This is a genomic window from Actinoplanes sp. NPDC049316 (assembly GCF_040677315.1).
Lineage (GTDB): Bacteria > Actinomycetota > Actinomycetes > Mycobacteriales > Micromonosporaceae > Actinoplanes.
In genome coordinates this window covers 247,649-268,424 of record NZ_JBFAQM010000004.1, presented here as the reverse complement: position 1 = coordinate 268,424, position 20,776 = coordinate 247,649, and the positions used below count along the sequence as shown (strand labels likewise).

14 protein-coding genes are annotated in these 20,776 nt (G+C 72.3%); 10 read left to right on the top strand and 4 right to left on the bottom strand.

What is annotated here, in order from left to right; all coding sequences use genetic code 11:
• Positions 1-62: 62 nt before the first annotated feature.
• The 9 genes from AB0K03_RS08605 (at position 63) to AB0K03_RS08565 (ending at position 12,903) form a co-directional block, all read left to right on the top strand.
• Positions 63-1,082, top strand: coding sequence for an aldo/keto reductase (locus tag AB0K03_RS08605; RefSeq protein WP_364682175.1), 1,020 nt, complete (start codon positions 63-65; stop codon positions 1,080-1,082).
• Between the two features lie 13 nt (positions 1,083-1,095).
• On the top strand, positions 1,096-1,938 hold the full coding sequence (locus AB0K03_RS08600; protein ID WP_364682173.1) for an LLM class flavin-dependent oxidoreductase: 843 nt from the start codon (positions 1,096-1,098) through the stop codon (positions 1,936-1,938).
• A 126-nt stretch (positions 1,939-2,064) separates the two neighbouring features.
• Positions 2,065-4,710 carry a glycosyl hydrolase gene (locus tag AB0K03_RS08595; protein ID WP_364682171.1) on the top strand — a complete coding sequence of 882 codons (2,646 nt, stop codon included), beginning with the start codon at positions 2,065-2,067 and terminating at the stop codon, positions 4,708-4,710.
• Positions 4,711-6,373: 1,663 nt separating this feature from the next.
• Positions 6,374-7,942 (top strand): M1 family metallopeptidase, encoded by a 1,569-nt coding sequence (locus AB0K03_RS08590; RefSeq protein WP_364682169.1) that lies wholly within the window; start codon positions 6,374-6,376, stop codon positions 7,940-7,942.
• Positions 7,943-8,181: 239 nt separating this feature from the next.
• The gene (locus AB0K03_RS08585; RefSeq protein ID WP_364682167.1) at positions 8,182-8,925 is read left to right on the top strand and encodes a universal stress protein; all 744 of its coding nucleotides are present in this window, start codon (positions 8,182-8,184) and stop codon (positions 8,923-8,925) included.
• Positions 8,922-9,887 carry a glycoside hydrolase family 16 protein gene (locus AB0K03_RS08580; protein WP_364682165.1) on the top strand — a complete coding sequence of 322 codons (966 nt, stop codon included), beginning with the start codon at positions 8,922-8,924 and terminating at the stop codon, positions 9,885-9,887. The genes AB0K03_RS08585 and AB0K03_RS08580 overlap by 4 nt, the downstream gene beginning before the upstream one ends.
• 67 nt (positions 9,888-9,954) lie before the next feature.
• Positions 9,955-11,616 (top strand): glycosyltransferase family 2 protein, encoded by a 1,662-nt coding sequence (locus AB0K03_RS08575; RefSeq protein ID WP_364682163.1) that lies wholly within the window; start codon positions 9,955-9,957, stop codon positions 11,614-11,616.
• An 11-nt stretch (positions 11,617-11,627) separates the two neighbouring features.
• Entirely contained in the window at positions 11,628-12,410 is a 783-nt protein-coding gene (locus AB0K03_RS08570) for an HlyD family efflux transporter periplasmic adaptor subunit (protein ID WP_364682161.1), read from the top strand.
• Positions 12,411-12,414: 4 nt separating this feature from the next.
• Positions 12,415-12,903: an inorganic diphosphatase gene (locus AB0K03_RS08565; RefSeq protein WP_364682159.1), complete on the top strand. Its 489-nt coding sequence runs from the start codon at positions 12,415-12,417 to the stop codon at positions 12,901-12,903.
• A 31-nt stretch (positions 12,904-12,934) separates the two neighbouring features.
• On the opposite strand, the gene AB0K03_RS08560 is transcribed toward AB0K03_RS08565, so the two are convergent.
• The 3 genes from AB0K03_RS08560 to AB0K03_RS08550 are packed head-to-tail and all read right to left on the bottom strand — an operon-like array spanning position 12,935 to position 17,721.
• On the bottom strand, positions 12,935-15,241 hold the full coding sequence (locus AB0K03_RS08560) for a glycosyl hydrolase (protein WP_364682157.1): 2,307 nt from the start codon (positions 15,239-15,241) through the stop codon (positions 12,935-12,937).
• A complete protein-coding gene (locus AB0K03_RS08555; protein ID WP_364682155.1) occupies positions 15,238-16,065 on the bottom strand; it encodes an HlyD family efflux transporter periplasmic adaptor subunit in 828 nt (275 codons plus the stop codon). The genes AB0K03_RS08560 and AB0K03_RS08555 overlap by 4 nt, the downstream gene beginning before the upstream one ends.
• Positions 16,066-16,104: 39 nt before the next feature.
• Positions 16,105-17,721, bottom strand: coding sequence for a glycosyltransferase family 2 protein (locus AB0K03_RS08550; protein ID WP_364682153.1), 1,617 nt, complete (start codon positions 17,719-17,721; stop codon positions 16,105-16,107).
• A 603-nt stretch (positions 17,722-18,324) separates the two neighbouring features.
• Between AB0K03_RS08550 and AB0K03_RS08545 the strand changes: the two genes are divergently transcribed.
• Positions 18,325-19,353, top strand: a complete 1,029-nt coding sequence (locus AB0K03_RS08545) for a LacI family DNA-binding transcriptional regulator (RefSeq protein WP_364682151.1) — start codon at positions 18,325-18,327, stop codon at positions 19,351-19,353.
• A 370-nt stretch (positions 19,354-19,723) separates the two neighbouring features.
• Here AB0K03_RS08545 and AB0K03_RS08540 read toward each other — a convergent pair whose 3' ends face one another.
• Positions 19,724-19,906 (bottom strand): hypothetical protein, encoded by a 183-nt coding sequence (locus tag AB0K03_RS08540; RefSeq protein WP_364682149.1) that lies wholly within the window; start codon positions 19,904-19,906, stop codon positions 19,724-19,726.
• Between the last annotated feature and the right edge of the window lie 870 nt (positions 19,907-20,776).

Here is a 20,776-nt window from a genome sequence, read left to right as displayed (position 1 = left end):
CCGTATGTTGGTAGCGGAACAACGATCCGTTTCCAGTATGCCCGTCCGCAAGGAGGAACACCATGCAGTACCGCACCCTCGGCCGCACCGGCGTGCAGGTGAGCTCGCTCGTGCTCGGCGCGATGAACTTCGGCGCCATCGGGCGTACCACGCAGGACGAGGCCACCGCGATGGTCGACGCCGCCCTCGAGGCCGGGATCAACCTCATCGACACCGCCGACATGTACGGCCAGGGCGAGTCGGAGGAGATGGTCGGCAAGGCGATCGCCGGCCGCCGCGACGACCTCGTGCTGGCCACCAAGGCCGCCATGCCGATGGGCCAGGAGCGCAACCACCGAGGCGGTTCGCGCCGCTGGCTGGTCACCGCGCTCGACGACAGCCTGCGCCGGCTCGGCGTCGACCACGTCGACCTCTACCAGATCCACCGGTGGGACCCCGCCACCGGCGACGAGGAGACCCTGTCGGCGCTGACCGACCTCCAGCGCGCGGGGAAGATCCGCTACTTCGGCTCGTCGACCTTCCCGGCGTACCGGATCGTGCAGGCGCAGTGGGCGGCCCGGGAGCACCACCTCGGCCGCTACGTCACCGAGCAGCCCAGCTACTCGATCCTGCAGCGCGGCGTCGAGACCCACGTCCTGCCGGTGACCGAGCAGTACGGCCTCGGCGTCCTGGTGTGGAGCCCGCTGGCCTCCGGCTGGCTCTCCGGTGCGGTGCGGGCCGGCCGGGAGATCACGACCCACCGCTCGGCGTTCATGCCCCAGCGTTTCGACCTCTCGCTGCCCGCCAACCAGGCCCGGCTGGACGCGGTGGAACGGCTCGCGAAGGTGGCGGACGAGGCCGGCCTGACGCTGATCCAGCTGGCGCTCGGCTTCGTCACCGCGCACCCCGGCGTCACCAGCGCGATCATCGGCCCGCGCACCGTGGAGCACCTGCGATCCCAGCTGGCCGCCGCGGACACCGTCCTCACCGCCGACGTCCTGGACGCGATCGACGAGATCGTCGCGCCCGGCGTCGACCTCGCGGCGGACGAGAAGTTCGACACCCCGCCGGCCCTGCTCGACCCGTCGCTGCGGCGGCGGTGACATGTACGGGATCATGACCGCGCCGCAGCAGGTGGACTACGCCGCCGTCCTGCGGGTCTGGGAAGAGGCGGACGCTGTACCGGAGATCGGGCACGCCTGGTTGTTCGACCACCTCATGCCGATCGGCGGCGACCCGGGCGGGCCGGCGTACGAGGGCTGGACACTGCTGTCCGCCCTCGCCGCCCGCACCCGGCGGCTGCGTCTCGGCGTGCTGGTGACCAGCAACCGGCTGCGGCCGCCCGCGATGCTGGCCAAGATCGCGGCCACGGTGGACGTCGTCTCCGGTGGGCGCCTCGACTTCGGCATCGGCGCCGGCTCGCGGACGGACATCCCGGGGGCCCGGCGCGAGTACGACGCCCACGGCCTGCCGTTCCACGACGCCGCGTACGCCGTCGGCGCCCTGGCCGAGGCGTGCACGGTGATCCGGCGGCTGTGGACCGAGGACGAGCCGTTCGACTTCCGCGGCGCGTACGTGAACCTGACCGGCGCCTTCGGCAACCCCAAGCCGGTCCAGCGCCCCCACCCGCCGATCGTCGTCGGGGGCCGCGCCGCCGCGACGCTGCGGGTGGTGGCCGAGCACGCCGACGTGTGGAACTACCCCGGCGCCGATGTGGCGGACGCCGTACGCCGGGGTGCGCTGCTCGAGCGCTACTGCGCCGAGCTCGGCCGGGACCCCGCCGAGATCACGCGGTCGCTGGTGCTGCCGGTGGCGTACGAGGACCCCGGGGCCACCCGGGACGCGATCGGGCGGGCGCGCGAGGCGGGCTTCCGGCACATCGTGTTGTCGCTGCCGGCGCCGTACCCGGACGGGGTCGCGGCGTGGGTCGCCGAGAAGCTCATCGCGCCGTCACGCTGAGCGGCCCGCCCGGCTGATACATCGAAGCTGTTCGTACGGTTGCCGACCCCTCACGCCGCGATGAGGATCCCCAGAGGGTGCCGGAACCATCCTTCGTGGACGGCGCCCCTCGGGGAGGAGTGGGCAATGCTGCCTCATCTCAATCACGTCTCGACGCGCCGAGCACTCATCGCGGCGACCGCCGCCCTCGCGCTGATCGTCACCCCCGCCGTGTCCGTCGCCGCCGCACCCGGCGGCGACAATCGGCCCGAGCCGTACCGCCGTCACGTCCAGATCGCCGCCGAGCGGGTCCAGCAGGCGCAACAGTCGCGGACCTTCGCCGAGGAGCCCGAAGGGGAGGACCCGGGGGAGATCGCCGAGGCGGCCGAACAGTACGCCGAGGCGCGCAGCGCGCCCGGCATCGTCGCGCCGGGCGCCTACTCGGCGGCGTGGGCGCAGCAGCAGGCGCTGCCCCGGACCGCCGGCAGCTGGCGGCACGTCACCGGCCTGCCGTACAACTCCGACGACCCGCGCTACCGCGACGTCAACAGCAACTCGTCCGGCGGTGCCGGGCTGGTCACGGGCCGCGTCACCGGCATGGCCGCCGATGACAAGGGCTACGTGTACGCCGGCGCGGCCAACGGCGGCGTCTGGCGCTCCCGCACCGGCGGCGGGCGCTGGCAGCCGATCGCCGACCGGGTCTCCTCGCCGTCCACCGGCGACCTGCGGCTCGACCGGTCCGGGCGGCTCTGGTGGGCCACCGGCGAGGCGAACACGAGCGCCACCTCGTTCGTCGGCAGCGGCGTGTACGTGCTGCGCGACCCCCGGCACGACTCGTTCCGGCCCGCCGACCGGGTGGGCGGCACCGAGCTGGAGAGCACGATCATCCGCAAGCTGCGGTTCTTCGGCGGCACGGTGTGGGCGGCCACGAACCGCGGGGCCTACAGCCACTCGCTGACCGACCTGCGCGGCCCGTGGAAGCGGGAGTTCGCCCCGAACCCGGACTACCTGCCCGGCGGGACGCTGGCCGCCGACCCGAGCGCGGCGTACAAGAACATCATCAACGACTTCGCGGCCGATCCGGCCGACCCGCGCCGCGTCGTCATCGCGGCCGGGTGGCGCGGCGGCGACACCTACAACGGCTTCTACACGCGTACGGGCGGCAGTTGGCAGCGCATCACGCTCGCCGGTGAGATGCCCTCCGACGCGGCGAACGTGGGCATGGTGACGTTGATGCCGTCGGCGGACGGGTCGCGGTACTACGCCATCGAACAGTCGCCCACGCAGCTCAACACCAACCCGGACAGCGCCCTGCAGGGCTTCTACGTGTCCCGCTCCGGCTCGCCGTTCGGGCCGTGGGCGCTGGGCGCCGACTACCACGAGCTGGCCGCCTCGGGCTCCGCCCTCACCGATCCGGGCTACATGCCCGGCATCCAGTCCTGGTACAACCAGTTCCTGCAGGTCGACCCCGCCGACCCCGACCACGTGTACGCCGGCCTCGAAGAGGTCTTCGAGTCCACCGACGGCGGCGCGACGTGGACGACGCCGGGCCCGTACTGGAACTTCGGGTTCGAATGCTGGAGCATCGACCCGGCGAAGCAGACCGGCGACTGCCACCAGACCACCCACCCGGACCAGCACTCCGCGGCGGTCGGCCGCTACCAGGGCAAGTCCTACGTGATGGTCGGCAACGACGGCGGCGCCTACCGGCGCCCGGTCCGCGGCCAGGCGGACGCCTCCGGGCACGCCACCGACTGGCGCTCGCTGAACGACGGGACGATCGACGTCCTGCAGTACTACTCGGTCGGCGCCGGGCGCGACCGCGGCGGCGTGGCCGTCTCCGGCGGCCTGCAGGACAACGGCCAGTCGATCCTGCGCCCGGGCGACCGGGTGATGGGCTCCAACTTCGGCGGCGACGGCACCGACACCATCGTGGACCCGCGCAACGGCTGCAACATCGCCGAGGAGTACGTCTACCTCGACGTCTGGGTGACCAACAACTGCGCGGTCAACGACGGGTCGTGGACCGAGAACCCGGCGCTGGCCACCAGCTACGAGGTCGCCCCGCCGGACAACGAGACGGGCGCCGCGCGCTTCGTCGCCCCGATCACGATGGACCCGCGCGACACCCGTACGTGGATCGCCGGCGGCCAGCACGTGTGGATCCAGCGCAACGGCTTCGCGATCCGCTCGGGCGAGGAGTGGAGCAGCCTGTTCGACCTGGGCGACGGTCACGTGGCCACGGCGGTGTCCACCTCCGGCGGCTACGTCTACGCCGGCTGGTGCGGCCCGTGCAACAACCAGGGCTTCACCCGCGGCATCGCGGTCGGCCGCACCGACGGCACGGGCTGGCACCAGCTCACCCTGCCGGTCGACGGCACACTGCCCAACCGCTACGTGTCCGGCTTCGACGTGGACCGCGCCGACCCCCGCCACGTGGTCGTCGCGATCAACGGCTTCTCCCGCAAGTGGACCGAAGGCCCGGGCGCAGGCGTCGGCCACGTCTTCGAAAGCCGCGACGCGGGCGAACACTGGACGGACATCTCGGGCAACCTGCCGGACGTCCCGGCCAACACGGTCCGGATGACGGCGGGCGGCGGCCTGGCGCTGGGCACGGACACCGGAATCTTCCTCCGCTACCCGCACGACACCCGATGGTCGGTCCTCGGCCGCAACCTCCCGACAACAACAACCCTGCAACTGAAGTACGGCCCGACGGGCCTGCGCCTGTACGCGGCGACACACGGCCGCGGCGTATGGTCCTTCGACCTGCCGCAGCTCCTGCGGCACTGACGCCTGCCGGGCATCGGGCCGGCCCGCACCCACGGGCCGGCCCGATCCGTGAGGCGGCACCGTGGGTACGGGCCGGCTCGATCCGTGGGGTGGGACCGCACCCACGGGCCGGCCCGATCCGTGGGGCGCCACCGTGGGTATGAGCCGGCTCGATCCGTGGGGTGGGACCGTGGGTATGAGCCGGCTCGATCCATGGGGTGGGACCGTGGGTACGAGCCGGCTCGATCCGTGGGGTGGGATCGCACCCACGGGCCGGCCCGACCCGTGAGGCGGCACCGTAGGTACGAGCCGGCCCGATCCGTGGGGTGGGACCGGGCCGCGGGACCGATTCGTGATGCGGGGCCGCCTGCTGGTCCGATGGGTGAGGCAGCACGAGCCCTCGCCCGGGATGCGCGCCAGTCGCACCCAGCCCTCGGCCCCCGACCGTCTGCCGTCGGCTGGCTGCTCCGGCTCCCGGTCCTCGGCCGCCGGCCCCCGGGTGCCCGGCGGGTTCACGGAGCGAGGCTGTCCGTGGGTCGGGTATCCCCGCGGAGGCCGGTTGGGGCGCGCTGCCCGCCGGGGCTCGTCAGTCGCAGCCGCCCTTCGCTGCCGCCGGACGGAAGCTATGCGGAAGGTCCCCCTGAATGCTTCTCCTTACAAGCTCGGCGCCCTTCCTTTCGCTCGGCCGCAGAGCCAACGTTATCGCGGCGTCCTGGTGATTCCGATGTGGGGATCGTCGCTTTTTCGGCGTGATCGTCAAGTGGAGGATGAAGGTCGTTCGCGGGACAATTTCCGGGTGCGACAGCTTCAGTTCTTCTCGACGACAGAATTGGCGACGATGCGTGATCGAACCGCGTCGCGCACCTATTCTGCTGAGCGCGAGGAGTTCCGCCGAGAGCACGCTCGTCGCCGAACCTGGGGCCTGGCGAGAAGGCACGCCACGGAGCTGCGCCGCCTGCACGGCGATCAGAATTCCGTCCGGCCGGTGGGGTCGGGGAGCCGGGCGGCGTCGACGGCGCAGCACAGTTCGTCATCATCCAGGACGGGCCGCACGGCATCAACGCCTCGCACCCGACCGAGTGCGACCTCAGCGGAGCGTTCGGCTGTGGTCTGCCGTCCGACGGGAGCATCCGCGTCAGAGTGTGCGGAGGCGCGACCCGACCAGCACGGGGAGGCGGATGCCGCGCAGATGGCAACGTTGCCCAGCGTTCCCACACCCGAGCCGGCCGTGGTTCCGGCTGGTGCTGCGATGGTCCCGGCCGCGGTCCCGGCTGGCGCTGCGGCGGTCCCGGCCGGCAATACGGCGGAGCCGGCGGCGGTCCCGGTCGAGCCGGCGAAGTCACCGATTTCGGTGGAGGAAATCGACGCGTCGAGGCGGATCAGCCGACAACGGCGTTATGCCGTAAGTGATCCTGCAATTCATGCAAGGTATATCAGTATCGCCGAGGTCGGGGCGTCGTCTGTGACGCCCAAACCGGCACCTCATTGTGGACGACGGTCGTCATGCCACTCGCATCCAATTTCCTGCAACGCAGACGGGCCTGTGCCTTTCGGTCTCAAAGTTGCAATCGCTCGCCGGGCAGGTTGTCGGCGGCCCTCGCGGATGCCTTCCGTGCGCGGAGAAAGGTTGACACCGATCGAAACAGGCAACGAAGTCTCTCGATCTGTTCTAGGCTCGGCGGTCATGGAAGCTGTATCAGGCACCATCTCGTCCCGCCTCCTGGCGGCCGGCTCGGCCGTCGTCCTCGGGCTCGCCGGCGCCGTGGCCGTCACCGGGCCCGCGCTGGCCGCGGGTCATGCGACGCCCGGTGCGCCCGGGCTGGGGGACCGGCTCTATCCGCTGCTCGGTAACGGCGGATACGACGTGCAGAACTACGACCTTGTGCTGACGTATCCGAAGAAGGATCCGGCGCAGCAGATCATCGGCGATGTCACCATCACCGCGGTCGCCACCCAGAACCTGTCCCGGTTCGATCTGGACTTCGGCGGTGACGCGGTCGGCCGGGTCACCGTGAACGGGCGGCGTGCGGGCTTCAGCCGCGACGGTGACGAGCTGGTGATCAGCCCGTCCCGTGCCCTGCCGGCGCATCGGCGGTTCACCGTGACGGTCTCCGGGTTCAAGGCGACCCCGATCAAGCCGGACGCGGACGCGCCGGTCGGCTTCGTCGTCACGCCCGACGGCACCGTGCTGGCCGGGCAGCCGGCGTCCTCGCACCTGCTCTTCCCGAGCAACGATCATCCGCGCGACAAGGCGACCTACACGATCACGGCGGTCGCGCCGCAGGGGTGGACCGCCACGGCCAACGGCGTGCGGGTGCGCACGAAGGCCCGCGACGGGTACGTCACGTCGACGTACCGGGAGTCGAACCCGATGGCCAGTGAGCTGGTGCAGGTCGCCGTCGGTGACTTCGTCGTCCAGAGCCGCCCGCCGGTGAACGGGGTGCCGGTGCGTGACGTGGTGCCCCGCCGGCTCGCCGACGACCTGCTGCCGAAGGTGGCCGACGAGCGCCGCGAGATCTCGTGGATGCAGGGCAAGGTGGGGCGGTACCCGTTCGAGAACTACGGGTCCCTGATCATCGACGGGCAGCTCGGCTTCGCGCTGGAGACGCAGACGCTGTCGCTCTACGACACCTCGTTCACCAGCTATCCGGCGTACGTGTTGAACCCGGTTCTGGCGCACGAACTGGCCCACCAGTGGTTCGGCGACAGCGTGTCGCCGTGGAGCTGGAGCGACGTCTGGCAGAACGAGGGGCACGCCACCTGGTACGAGGTCACCTACGCCGACGAGACCGGCATCCTCAAGCAGTACACCGGCGCCGACTCGCTGGACGCGTACTTCAAGGGCGTCTACGCGCGCGGTGACCAGTACCGCGCACGGTTCGGCCCGGTCGCCCGCCCGCTGAAGGCGGACTCGATCTGGGACGTCTTCAACCCCAACGTGTACGACGGCGGCGCCCTGGTCCTGTACGCGCTGCGCCAGAAGGTCGGCGCGACGAAGTTCCAGCGCGTCGAGCGGGCCTGGGTGAACCTGTTCCGTGGCAAGTCGGCGTCCACGGACGACTTCATCCGCGTCGCCTCCGTGGTCTCGGGGCAGGACCTGCGCTCCTTCCTCGGCTCCTGGCTGTACGGCAGCACCACCCCCGCCATGCCCGGGCATCCCGATTGGAAGGTCACCCCGGTGCCGGCCTCGGGCGTTCCCGCGAACGTCGCAGCCGCGCCGGCCGGGGCGCGGCACATGCCGGCCGGGCACTGACGGCAGGCCCGCCGACCTGCGTCACGGTCATCCGCCGCGGCGGCCGTCCCTGCCCGGGGGCGGCCGCCGCTCCCGTCTTGCCAACGGCACCGGCGAGGACGACTCTGGTGGTGTGCCGCCGTGTCCCCGGGGTGCCGGCACCCACGACGAGGCCGCGGAGCGCTCCTCGCCGCCGGGGCCGCGACGAGGACGGCGACATCCGGATCGTTCAGCTGTCCAGCTGGATCGAGGAGGCGGCCATGATGGGTCCACGGATCGTTGTCGGTGTCGACGGCTCCACCGGGTCGCGGGCCGCGGTGCGATGGGCCGCGACCGAGGCCCTGCTGCGCGGCGCCGAGCTGCGCGTGCTCACCGCGTACCACCTGCCGGGGGCGGGCGCGGAGACCGGCGACATCCTGCACGACGCCGTCACCTACGCCCGGGCGGTCGCGCCCGGCGTCGAGGTCACCTGCATGGCCCTTGCCGGGTACGCGGTGCCGGTGCTGCTGCACGCCGCCGAGGTGGCCGACGTGGTCGTCGTGGGCTGCCGGCACGGCGGGGGGCTTCCCGGGGCGCCGCACGGCACGGTCGGCACCCAGGTGGCGACCCACGCCCGGTGCTGCGTCGTCGTGGTCCGGGGCCGTTCCGGCTCGGGCACCGGCCCGGTGGTCGTGGGCGTCGGTGACCAGGCAGCCGACGGCGGTGTCATCGGCCGCGCCTTCGAGGAGGCCGCCCTGCACGACGCCGCGGTGCTGGCCGTGACCACTCAGGACCCGGAACTCGCCGACTCGCTGGCCGTCTGGCGGGAGAAGTTCCCCGACGTGCCGGCCGACTGCGAGGTGGCCGAGGGGGATCCCGGCAAGGTTCTCACGGACCGCAGCCGGCAGGCCCGGCTCGTCGCCGTCGGCCCACGCCGGCACGGCTTCGAGGGTGTCATGCTCGGCGCCATCGGGGGGCGCCTGCTGGACCACGCCGACTGTCCCGTGCTGATCGCCCGCCCGTGACCGCCCCGGCCGGACGGCAGCGCACAGCCGGCGCTTTCCTGGGTGTGCTGATCCTGATCCTGACCGCCTGCACCAACGGCAACGACAACAACGACAACAACGACGGCAACGAAAAGCCGAGACCCTCGACGTCCGCGTCCGCCTGGGAGCCGGTGTGGAGTGACGACTTCGACGCCCCCGCCGGGAGCCGGCTCTCCGCCGAGGACTGGATCTACAGCGTCGGCACCGGATATCGCGGCGGCGCGCCGCGGTGGGGCACCAACGAGGTCGAGACCATGACCGACGCCGTCGCGAACGTCCGCCACGACGGCGCCGGTCACCTCGCCATCATCCCGCTGCGGACCGGCCCCGGCGCCGGCCGGTGGACCTCCGGGCGGGTGGAGACGCGCCGGACCGACTTCGCCGCGCCCCCGGGCGGCGCCGTCCGCATCGAGGCGTCGCTGCGCATGCCGGACGTGAGCGGCGCCGAGGCGGCGGGCTACTGGTCCGCCTTCTGGGCGCTCGGAGCGCCCGCGCGCCCGGTGGCGGCGACGAACTGGCCGAGCATCGGCGAGTGGGACGTCATGGAGAACGTGAACGGGCGCGACTCGGTGTGGCACACGCTGCACTGCGGCGTACCGGTGGGTGGCCCGTGCGGGGAACCGACCGGGATCAGCAGCGGCGAGCTTCCGTGCCCGGGTTGCCGCACCAGCTTCCACACGTACGCGATCGAGTTCGACCGCGGTGTCACCCCGGAGGAGCTGCGCTGGTACGTGGACGACCGCAACACCTTCACCGTCCGCGCCGACCGCCTCGACCCGGCGATCTGGGCGGCCGCCAACCACCACGGGTTCTTCGTCATCCTCAACGTCGCCATCGGGGGCGCCTTCCCGGCTCCCTTCGGCGGCGGCCCGACTCCGGCCACGAAACCCGGCGTGCCGATGCTCGTCGACCGGGTCGCGGTGCTCACCCGGCGCGGATAAGGACACGAGATCGACAGTTACCCATAACCGGCACGGGGGGACGCACACCGCAGAGGAGGTGGCGCCGATGACGGTCGACACCACGAGACCGGTTTCCCGTACCCCCGACGACATGTCCTGGCGGCCCATGCAGCGGTCCACCCGCGTCGCCGTGTTCGCGGCGCTCGGCGTGACGTTGTTCTACATGATCTTCCTGCTGAACCCGGCGTACCGGGGCACCACCTGGGTGTGGGCGCTGGTGCTCTTCGCCGAGGGCATCACGATCTTCAACGCGCTCGCGATGTGGTGGACGGTCCTGGTGCACACGCCGCTTCCGGATCCGCCCGAGGTGTACGCGTGGCGCCGCCGGCTGCTCACCGGCGAGCTCAAGCCGACGATCGACGTGTTCATCACCGTGTACGGCGAACCGCTGGAGATCGTGCTGGTGACCGTGCGCGCCGCCCGCGACATGACGGTGGAGCACCGGACCTGGATCCTCGACGACGGCGACAGCGACGAGGTGCGCGACGCCGCCGCGGCCGAGGGCGTGGGGTATCTGCGCCGCAGGGAACACCTGCACGCCAAGGCCGGCAACATCAATTCGGCGCTGCGGCGGACGGACGGCGAGTTCGTCGTGATCCTCGACGCCGACCACGTGCCCAGCCCGGACTTCCTGGTCCGCGCGCTGCCGCACATGCAGGACACCGGCGTCGCGTTCGTGCAGACGCCGCAGGCGTTCCCCAGCGCGCGCGGGCTCGTCGCGGAGGGCTCCTCGGAGTCGCAGAAGATCTTCTACGAGCTGGTGCTGCCGGGCCGCAACTACTTCAACGCGGTGTTCTGCGTCGGCACCAACGTCATCTTCCGGCGCGCCGCCCTCGAGGAGATCGGCGGCATGTACGTCGCCAGCAACTCCGAGGACATCTGGACCTCCATCGAGCTGCACCGCCGCGGCTGGCGCTCCTGGTTCATCCCCGAGGTGCTGTGCCGCGGGCTCGCCCCGGACAGCCTGCTGTCGTACTTCAAGCAGCAGTTCCGGTGGGCGTACGGCGCCTTCGAGGTGCTGCTGCGCGGCGGCCTGTTCCGGAAGAAGGGCCTGACCGTCGACCAGCGGTTCCAGTACATGCTCGCGGGCGTCAACTATCTGCTATCGCTGGCGGCATTGATCCTGATGTGCCTGCCGGCGGTCTACCTGCTGTTCGGCCTGAGTCCGATCCGCTCGGACATCAGCACGTGGATCGTGCACTACGCGCCGTTCTACCTGCTCATCATGCTCGTGACGGTGATGCAGCTCGGCGGCTTCAAACCCGCCGCGATCGTGACCAGCATCGGGGCTGCGCCCGTACACGTCAAAGCCCTGGTCATGGCCATCTTCAAACGCAACGTGCGGTGGAGCGTGACCAACGCCGGCCCGCGCGGGCTGCCCGGCGTCGAACTGGTCCTGCCGCACGTCGCGCTGCTGCTGCTCAACGCGGTGGCGGTCGCGGTGGGCATCAGCATGCTGCCGCTGCGAGGGACCGACGTGGCGGCCGTCGGCCTGTCGATCGGCTGGGCCGCCATCTACGTCGTGGTGCTGGGCCGCGTCGTCGCCGAGGCGGTCATCGCGCCGCACGTCATCCGGCAGCGTCTCGAACGCCGCAAGGCGGGGGCCCTGCTGGCCCGCGCGCTGCCCTGGCCCGCCCGCTCGGACGCGAACGACGAGATGGTCGGCGCGACGGTCGAGGCCTCCGTCCCGCCGCAGCGGACGTCCTGAAGGGATTCGTCATGGTGCAACCGACCGGAACCACGTCGCAGGACGGCGCCGATCCGATCGAGGAGCCCCGCGCTCCGGAGCCGCCGGTCAGGCGGCGGACCGGTGGCGGGTGGCGCAGATGGCGGGCGCGTTTCATCGTCCTGCTGCTGCTCGCCGCGGCCGTGGTGCTCTTCGTGCGGATCAGCTCGGCCCGCGAGAACGACGCGGCCCGCATCGACCTGGGCACGGTGACGCTCACCGCGCAGCGCCTGCCCGTGGAGGTGCCGCAGACCGGCCAGGTGACCGCGGTGTCGGTCACCGCCCAGCAGCGGGTCACGTCGGGGCAGCGGCTCGGCACGATCGAGGTGACGACCACCGACTCGGACGGTGACCCCAACCTCACCAAGGTCGATGTCACGGCGCCGCGGCCCGGCATCGTCGTCGACCTGCCGGTCACCGTCGGCAGCTCGATCGGGCCCGGGCAGCCGTTCCTGGAGCTCTACGACCCGGCATTGCTGCGGTTCGAGACGAAGGTGCCGCTGGAGTCGCTGCCCGAGATCGCGCCGAGCATGACGGCCACCCTCCGGACCGACGGCCTCACGCGTACGGTGAAAGCGCAGGTCCAGCGGCTCGTGCCGCGCGTGGGCAGCGCCGCCGAGAACGCCGGCGAGAGCGGCGACGAGATGACGCTGGTGCTCGTCCCGGCCTCCGCCGAGGAGGTCCGCGGCCTGGTGCCGGGGATGCGCTTCACCGGGTACGTCGACACCCGCACCGGCGTGCCCGGCACCGCCCGCCTCGTCTCCATGGGCCGGTGACGCCGTGGACTTCGACGTCACCGTGGAGATCCCCCGGGGGACGCGGAACAAGTACGAGATCGACATGCGTACGCACCGCATCCACCTGGACCGCACGCTGTTCACGGCGACCCAGTACCCGGCGGACTACGGGTTCATCGAGGACACCCTGGTCGGCGACGGTACGGCGCTGGACGCGCTGGTGCTGGTGCAGGAGCCGACGTTCCCCGGCTGCGTGATCCTCAGCCGGGCGATCGGCATGTTCACCATGCGCGACGAGCAGGGCGCGACCCCCAAGGTGCTGTGCGTGCCCGCCGCCGACCACCGGCTCGCGCACCTGCGGGACCTCGGCGACCTGGACCGCTTCCTGCTGCTGGAGATCAAGCATTTCTTCGAGGTCTACAAGGCGGTGGAGCCCGGCAAGGTCGTGCACATCGCCGACGACCCGTGGGTCGGCCGGGCCGAGGCGGAGGCCGAGATCAGCCGCGGCCAGGAGCGGGCGCGGGCCGCCTGAACGGCCCGCGCCCGGTGGCGAGGTGTGGCCGTCAGGGCTGCCGGACGATGCTCTGCCCCGGATCCACCACGACGACCGCGGTCGTGGCGCCGTCCCTGCGGAACGTCACCGTCTTCCGCTTGGCCGTCGGGTTGGCCGCGAGCAGGCGCGGGTGCTTGGCGTCGCCGAAGGCCATCCCGTACGGGCCGTCCGCCACGACCGCGGGCTGCGGCGGCCCGTACGCGTCCAGCATCTCGATCCAGTAGCGCACCATCGCCCGGCTCGTGCTGTCCTCCCGGGGCAGCTTCGCGGTGAGCCGGCGGCGAGCGGCCGCCGGGTCCGACACGGCGAGATCGGCGGCGAACAGGTCGCCCCACACCCGTGGCTGCCCGCCCACGTCCCGGGTGAGCTCGGCGGCACGGGCGGCCGCCTTGTCCGGGTCGCCGCGGTACAGCGAGCCGAAGGTCAGCGGCAACAGCTGGATGCCCACGATGGACTCCGGCTTCGGGTCGAACCACGTGGCATAGTCGATCTTCGAGTCCCAGACGATGCCGGCGACCGTGTGCGGGTAGCCGGCCGGGCGCTGACCCTGCTCGCCGAGCCAGTAGCGGCGCGCGGTCCCGGCCTCCAGCGCGTAGTGCGTGACGCCGTACGTCGTCAGCCGCTCGTCGCCCGAGACGATGCCCCACCGGGTCACCGCCTCCCACGCGGCGACCGCCTCGCTCGACGACTCCTGGTTGTTGCCGTCGGCGAACGGCGCGAAGCCGGAGGCCGCCGAGTGCCCGAGGTACGCGTTGAACGCGCGGAACGCCGGGAAGCCCTCCGCGCCCTCGGTGGCCAGGCTTCCGGTGAAGTCGCGGGCCACCAGGTCGACGGCGCCGCCGTAGTCGCGCAGGAACGCCGGATCCGCCTCCGCCAGCACGGCCGCCGCGCGCACCAGGTAGCCGTACTGGAAGAGGTGGTCGTTGTAGTCGCCGCTGCCGAACTCCGCGGGCACGGCGATCAGGCCGCCCCACACCTTGTCGTACGCGAAATACCGCTTGTCTGCCGGCCCGCCGTACGTCAGCCAGTCGACCAGCCCCGCACGCAGCCGCTTCAGGGCGGCCTGCTGCTCGGGCAGCGCACCGACGCCCTTGGCGACCTCCGCCACGGTGGCGAGCCGGCCCAGCTCCTTGAGGCCGAAGTAGCTGCCGCCGTCCGCCGGGGCCGGCTTGTCCGCCAGGTCCCGGTCGAGGTCGGCCAGCACCGCGGCGCGGGCCGCACCGGATAGCGGAAGCGCCGGCGGCTCGGTGACCAGGCCGGGCATCGGCACCCGTACGCGGATCGCCGTGCCCCGGACCACCGGCAGTGTGCCGAGCGAGTCGGCGTACGTGCCCGCGATCGGCTCCACGCCACCGCCCGGCACGAGACCGGCCTGCTGATGCGGCAGCAGCGCCCACACCGAGGGCTTGCCCGACTGCCGCTCGGCGCCGAGCGTCTGGGTGACCGTGCCGGAGACGCCGTCGTACGCCATGTTCGAGGTCGTACGGATCACGGGATCGCCGGCGGCGTCCGCCAGCGCCCGCGTCCACTGCGCGTCGTCCACGGAGTCCGGCACCCGGGCCACCACGATCGCGGCGCCGCCGGAGTGGTCCGGCATGAGCCGGTTGCCGTCCTGGCGCCAGCCCACGCCGTCGCGGGCCTGCACGTCCCACCGCTGGCCGCCGACGGTGAGCCGGGCCAGGGAGCCGCCCCCGGCGGCGCGGGTCAGCGCGCCGGTCGAGGTCAGCGACGGGGTGACGTCGTGGAAGTCCAGGTACAGCAGTGGGCTGCCCTGCACCACGGTCGCCTCCACGCTTCCACCGCCGCGCAGGTCGGCCTGCAGCACCACGTGGAAGGCCCCGTACCCGGTGACGCGGACCGCGGAGACCGGGCCGGCCGCCGTCAGGGCCGGGGCGAACGGGGTCACCACGGCCTTCTCGGACGCGACCGGGGCGGCCGCGCTGACGCCGAGGCCGGCGCCGGTGTTCTTGATTGCCAGCGGGCGGGCCCAGATCGGCTGCTGCAGCGCGCCCGTCAGGGCGGAGGTCCACCACTGGTTCGTGGGCAGCGCCTGCCCGCTCAGCGCCTTCCCGGCCTGCGCCGGGCCGATCTTCGGGCCGGTCCCCGCCGGGACGGCGCCGGCCAGGGAGGCCGCGCCACCCGGCGACGGGAGGCGCAGCGAGGTCGTCGCGGCGCCCTCGCTGAGCGCGCCGGCGGCGGCCGGGGCCGGCTCGGGCTTCGGGCCGTCCGGGCCGGAGCCCGCCCAGCAGGCCGCGGTGACCAGCACCGCGGGCAGGACGCAGGCGGCGGTCACGATCCGCCGAAGGTGGGTGGTCATCCCGCTCCGTTCACCGCGGGGGTACGGCCCACCGCGGAATTCGTGTCGATGTCGGCCTGGTAGCGCAGCCCTGGCACGAGCGCGCTCACCGTGTCGAGGGCGTCGGTACGCGGCGCCAGCACGACGGTCAGCTGCGCGTGGTCGGCCTTCTGCTCCTCGGTGAGCGGGGCGTCGGACAGCGGGTCGCGGCCGATGCGCGCCTCGACGTGGTCGACGGTGGCCCGCACCGGGCGGTCGATGCCCGGGCCGGTGATCTCGGCCGTCATCCCGAGCCGCAGCTCGTTCAGCTGCTCCTCGGTGGCCTTGGCGTGGAACGCGAGCTTGGCGTGGTCGTACATCGTGACGACCGGCTCGCCGGCGCCGGTCACGCCGCCGACGGCGACGTCGATCGTGGACACCGTCCCGGGTACGGGGGCCCGCAACGTCTCGACCTCGGGCTGCTTACCGGTGCGAGCCGGATCGGCGGCGAGCCGGACGCGGGCGAGCTCCTGTCCCGCCGCGACCCGGGTCTGCTCGGACACCAGCACCTCGGTCACCACGCCGGAACCGGTGGGCCCGACGGGCAGCGCGTCCGCGGTCAGCACCGCGTCGTCGAGGGTCACGAACGCGCTCTCCGCCAGCCGGTGCGTCACCACGTACGTGCCGCCGGCGCCGGCCGCGGCCAGGAGCAGGACGGTGACGAGGAACGTGCGCACGGCGGGCATCCGGGACCGCACGGACCGCGGGGCGCGGCCGGCGGGCGGCTGCTGCGGGGTCTCGCGGCGCTCCGGCGCGGTGGGCTGCGGGATCTCTTCGATACGGTCGTGCTCGACCACACTGGTCATGGCGATCTTCCTTCGAACGTCGGAACGGTTGGCGAGGGCTCAGCGCGCGGATGCGGCCAGGGGGACGGCCACGGCCTCGTCGATCTCCCCGCGGCCGACGGGCTCGCCCGGGCCGCTGCCGCCGGAGCCCTCGGGTTCGCCCGGGCCGCCGGCCACCGACTCGACGATGATCCGGCCGAGAATCAGCACGATCATCGTGGCCCAGGCCACGGAGAGCCAGGTGGGCGCCGGGTCGGCCATGACCACGAGCCCCACGACGATGCCGGCCAGGTTGAGCAGTACGAGGGCGACCTGCGGCATCACGACCCAGAGCGATCGGGAACCCGCGCCGGCCTGGTTGGTGACGCTCCACTTCGCCGGCTTGCGGCGCAGCGTCGCCCAGAACGCCTTGGCGTGCACCGGCGCGGCGCCGATGCTGGCCACGATCGCCGAGCCCTTGAAGCCGCCCGACTGCAGCCAGGTGACCACCAGGACCATCACCTGGAACGGCACGTAGTGGGTGGCCCAGGTGACGCCGTCGGCGCGGATCGGGCTCAGCGCGAACAGCAGGTACAGCGCCGGGAAGAACATGAACGTCAGCATCGCCAGCGACAGCAGGTAGTGCGTGCCGACGAACAGGTATTGCAGGCGCTGGTCGACGGTCAGGCTGTTGCCGCGCCGGAACAGGCCGCCGCGCAGGACCACCTCGAACCCGCCGCTGGCCCAGCGTAGCTGCTGCTTGAGGTACGACGGGACGTCCACCGGCGCCAGCCCGCGGGCCAGCACCTGCGGCACGTAGATCGAGCGCCATCCGCGCCGGTGCAGCTCCAGCGAGGTCCAGATGTCCTCGGAGTTGCTGCCGGTCGCGATGCCGCCGATCTCGTCGAGCGCCGTACGCCGGAACATGACGTTGGTGCCGACGCAGAAGGCGGCGTTGAAGTGGTTCTTGCCGGGGCACACCAGCTCGTAGAAGATGCGCTGCGCCTCCGAGGTCCCGGTGGAGACCAGGTTCGTCTGGTTGCTGAACGACTGCGGCGACTGCACGAACGCCACGTCCGGGTCCTCGAAGTGCGGCAGGATCTCCAGCAGGAAGTTCGGCTCCGGCACGTGGTCGGCGTCGAGGATGACGACGAACTCGCCGGTGGTACGCGCCAGCGCGGCGTTGACGTTGCCGGCCTTGGCGTGCAGGCCGCCCTCGCGGCGCAGGTAACCCACGCCCTCGGCGGCGCAGATCCGCTCCAGGACGTCGCTGTCGCCGTCGTCGAGGACCCAGGTGCGGTGGGCGAGCGTCATGTCGCGGGCGGCCCGCACGGTGGTGCGGACGAGCTCGGGCTCTTCGCCGTACGCGGTGATGAAGACGTCGATGCCCGGCACCTCGGCCCCGGCACGCAGCCGGTTGCGCCGCACGGACACGGCGACCGGTTCGTCGCGGTTGTCGTGGGCCAGGATCGTCCACCAGGTGCCGATGGCGTGCAGCGCGATCAGGCCCTCGGCGAGCAGCATCGCCGCCCACAGCCAGACCGGCCCGCGGTACTGCGGGTCGAGCAGGAACGTCTGGTAGAAGATCGTCGCGAGCAGGGCGCCGAAGATGGCGACGCGGGTGGAGCGCTGCAGGGGCCGCCAGGCCTGCCGGGTCGCGGCGGTGGCCCTGCGGGCTTGCGGATCAATGGTCGGCATGGTTGCTCCCAGGGGGTTGCACAGGCCGGCGATCGAACTGTGGGTCCGGCGACACCCGCTTCGGGCGTCCCGGGACCGCCCCGCGACAGTGCGGGGCCGCTGATCGAATTCTCGGGTACGGCGGAAATCGGAGATCAATGCGTCGTTCCGATGGTCGGCGGCGACGGCGCCGCGGTACGCGAAAGACGCTAGAGGTCGACGGTCGTCATTGGCAAATGCGGTGACCGCGGACACAGATGAACCGCCGAAACGCGGCTGTATTCGCGCGTCAACCTGATGTTCATTGATGGCGGCCCCTGACGTGATCACTGTGGCCGGTGCGGACCAGGTCAGGACGTCTGACCTCGGAAAACCGTGACGTGCATCGCGTACGGCCGGCCGGTGCCGGATGCTGGATCCGGAAACGGGCATGCAATGATTAGCCGCGCTGAATCGTTGCGCCATACGAAACCGTCACCGACGGCGCTGTGCGCGCTCTCTCGCACCGGCGGCCCAGGTCAGATGCCTTTCCGGCGCTTCGTGAAGCAGATCATAATTGCGGTGTCGGGAGCCACTCGATACCTTCGCTGCGGGTTCATCCGCTCGATTCCTGTGAGGTTCCGCGTGCGCCGGTCCAAGACATATCCGCCGGGATCCCACCCGCCCACCCTGGAAGCGGTCGCCGCACGCGCCGGCGTCTCCCGCGCCACCGTCTCGCGCGTCGTCAACGGCTCGGCGTCCGTCACCGACGACATGCGCGCCGCGGTGCTGCGAGCCGTCGCCGAGCTCGGGTACGTGCCCAACCAGGCCGCCCGCAGCCTGGTCACGAACCGGATGGACTCGTACGCGCTGGTGCTCACCGAGTCGGCCGGCCGCACGTTCTCCGACGACACGTTCTTCCCGTCGCTGGTGCTCGGCGTCAGCCGCGAGCTGAGCGGCGCCGGCAAGGAGCTGGTCCTCCAGACGGTCACGTCGCCGCGCAGCCTCGACCGCATCCGCCAGCGCGCGGCCGGCCGGTACGTGGACGGCGTGATGGTGGCCTCCACACTGGGCGCCGACACGCTGACCCGCGACCTGGCCCGCATGGGCGTACCGGTCGTCGTCAACGGACGCCCCCGCGGCCGGTCAGCCGTGCCGCACGTGGACGTCGCCAACGCCGACGGCGCCCGCCTCGCCGTCCACCGGCTCGTGGAGGGCGGCCGCCGCCGCATCGCCACCATCGCCGGCGCCCAGGACGTCCCCGGCGGCATCGACCGCCTCGCCGGCTACCGCGCCGCGATGCAGGAATGCGCCCTGCCCCCGACGGTCGCGGTCGGCGACTTCACCCGCGCCTCCGGCGGCACGGCCATGCGCCGTCTCCTGGCCGAGGACCCGGGCCTCGACGCGGTCTTCGTCGCCTCCGACCTCATGGCCCACGGCGCGCTACGCATCCTGCGCGAGTCAGGCCGCAAGGTGCCGGGCGACGTCGCGGTGATCGGCTTCGACGACACGGCGGTCGCCTGGTACGCGGAACCCCCACTGACGACGGTCCACCAACCCATCGAGGACATCGGCCGAAGAATGGCGCGGCAGGTCCTCCGCCTCGCCGGCGGCGAGTCGGTCGAGCCGGCCCTGACCCTCCCAGCCGACCTCGTCATCCGCGAATCCGCCTGACCACCCGGTAGCGGCGGCCGGCGCGGTGGCTGGCCTGGTGGCGGTGGCTGGCCCGGCCCGGCCCGGTGGCTGGCCCGGCCCGGCGCGTTGGCTGGCCCGGCCCGGCCCGGCGCGGCGCGGGGGCTGGCCTGGTGGCGGAGGCTGGTCCGGCGCGGCGCGGTGGCGCGGCCAGTCCGGCACGGTTGCGGGTCCAGCCCGGCGCGGTGGCCGTGGCCCGCCTCCTGGCGGCGATCCGTCCGGCGCGGTGGCGGTGACCGTGACCGGCCTGGTGACCTGCCCGCCCCAGCCCGTCCGGCAGTCCGTCCGCCCAGCCGCCTATCTGCCTGTCCGTCCGTCATGCGACGCGGATGCAGGCCGGCAGGTCAGTCGCTCAGCTGTCTTCCTCGAGGATGCGGCGCACCTGCGCGAACATCCGAAACACCTCCAGCCGCCCGTCGAGGAAGCCGCGGCGGTAGTCCGTACCCGTCTCGGGATGCCGCGCCCGCTCGGCATCGCGGCACCCGGCCAGCGCATCGACACGGCCGGCGCCATACGCGACCAGCGCGTCGTCCATGCACCCACCTCACCCGGCCCGGACCCGGTTCCCTGCGCCCGGTCGCGCGACAACCTCCCACAGCCCCGGCGCGTACGGCACCGGCCGTACGCCCGACCCGCCCCCGGCCGATCCGCCACCACAACCCCGGCCAGCCCCGGGCCGGGCGCGACCGATCCGCCACCACAATCGGCGATCGGGGATCGCGATGCGCGACCCGGACGGTGTATCTCTCTGGCCTGCCTCCTCTCCGCCCGCTCTCCGCCCGCTCTCCGCCCGCTCTCCGCCCGCTCTCCGCCCGCCTTCGCTGCCTGCTGCCTATCTGCTTGGTCGCCTGCCGCCGGCCGCGGGCCGCCTGCCGCCTGCCGCCTGCCGCGGGCCGCCTGCCGCGGGCCGCCTGCCCCAGGCCGCCCACCCCAGGCCGCCCACCCCAGGACACCTGCTCCGGCTGCCTCCCGGTTGTCGGCTCTTCCCCCGGCCGCGATCGCACGCAACCAGCACGGCTCTCCCCGCCAAGCCATCCCATATGCGATCCTCGCGGCCGCTCAGTCGACCGACGCGTATCTGCGTCAAGTGGGAACCTGCGTCCACCGCCGGTGCTTCAGAAGTACATTCCTCGGCCCGGCTGACACTCGAAACCTTACCCATGGTGCCCGGTGGTTTCCCTGTGGCGGTCATCGCTTTTTCGGCGTGATCGTTTTGTTGAGCGGCGCGCGAGGGGGCGGGACAATTTTCGGGTGCGACAGCTTCGGTTCTTCTCAACGACAGAATTGGCGGTGATGCGTGACCGGACCGCGTCCCGGAACTATTCTGCCGAGCGGGAGAGGTTCCGCCGTGAGCATGCTCGTCACCGGACGTGGGGGCTGGCGCAAAGACACGCCGCGAAGTTGA

What these genes read in the sequence shown, in the direction of transcription:
- AB0K03_RS08605 (WP_364682175.1), top strand. Translation starts at nt 63, where the DNA reads ATGCAGTACCGCACCCTCGGCCGCACCGGCGTGCAGGTGAGCTCGCTC.
- AB0K03_RS08600 (WP_364682173.1), top strand. Translation starts at nt 1,096, where the DNA reads ATGACCGCGCCGCAGCAGGTGGACTACGCCGCCGTCCTGCGGGTCTGG.
- AB0K03_RS08595 (WP_364682171.1), top strand. Translation starts at nt 2,065, where the DNA reads ATGCTGCCTCATCTCAATCACGTCTCGACGCGCCGAGCACTCATCGCG.
- AB0K03_RS08590 (WP_364682169.1), top strand. Translation starts at nt 6,374, where the DNA reads ATGGAAGCTGTATCAGGCACCATCTCGTCCCGCCTCCTGGCGGCCGGC.
- AB0K03_RS08585 (WP_364682167.1), top strand. Translation starts at nt 8,182, where the DNA reads ATGATGGGTCCACGGATCGTTGTCGGTGTCGACGGCTCCACCGGGTCG.
- AB0K03_RS08575 (WP_364682163.1), top strand. Translation starts at nt 9,955, where the DNA reads ATGACGGTCGACACCACGAGACCGGTTTCCCGTACCCCCGACGACATG.
- AB0K03_RS08570 (WP_364682161.1), top strand. Translation starts at nt 11,628, where the DNA reads ATGGTGCAACCGACCGGAACCACGTCGCAGGACGGCGCCGATCCGATC.
- AB0K03_RS08560 (WP_364682157.1), bottom strand. Translation starts at nt 15,241, where the DNA reads ATGACCACCCACCTTCGGCGGATCGTGACCGCCGCCTGCGTCCTGCCC.
- AB0K03_RS08555 (WP_364682155.1), bottom strand. Translation starts at nt 16,065, where the DNA reads ATGACCAGTGTGGTCGAGCACGACCGTATCGAAGAGATCCCGCAGCCC.
- AB0K03_RS08550 (WP_364682153.1), bottom strand. Translation starts at nt 17,721, where the DNA reads ATGCCGACCATTGATCCGCAAGCCCGCAGGGCCACCGCCGCGACCCGG.
- AB0K03_RS08540 (WP_364682149.1), bottom strand. Translation starts at nt 19,906, where the DNA reads ATGGACGACGCGCTGGTCGCGTATGGCGCCGGCCGTGTCGATGCGCTG.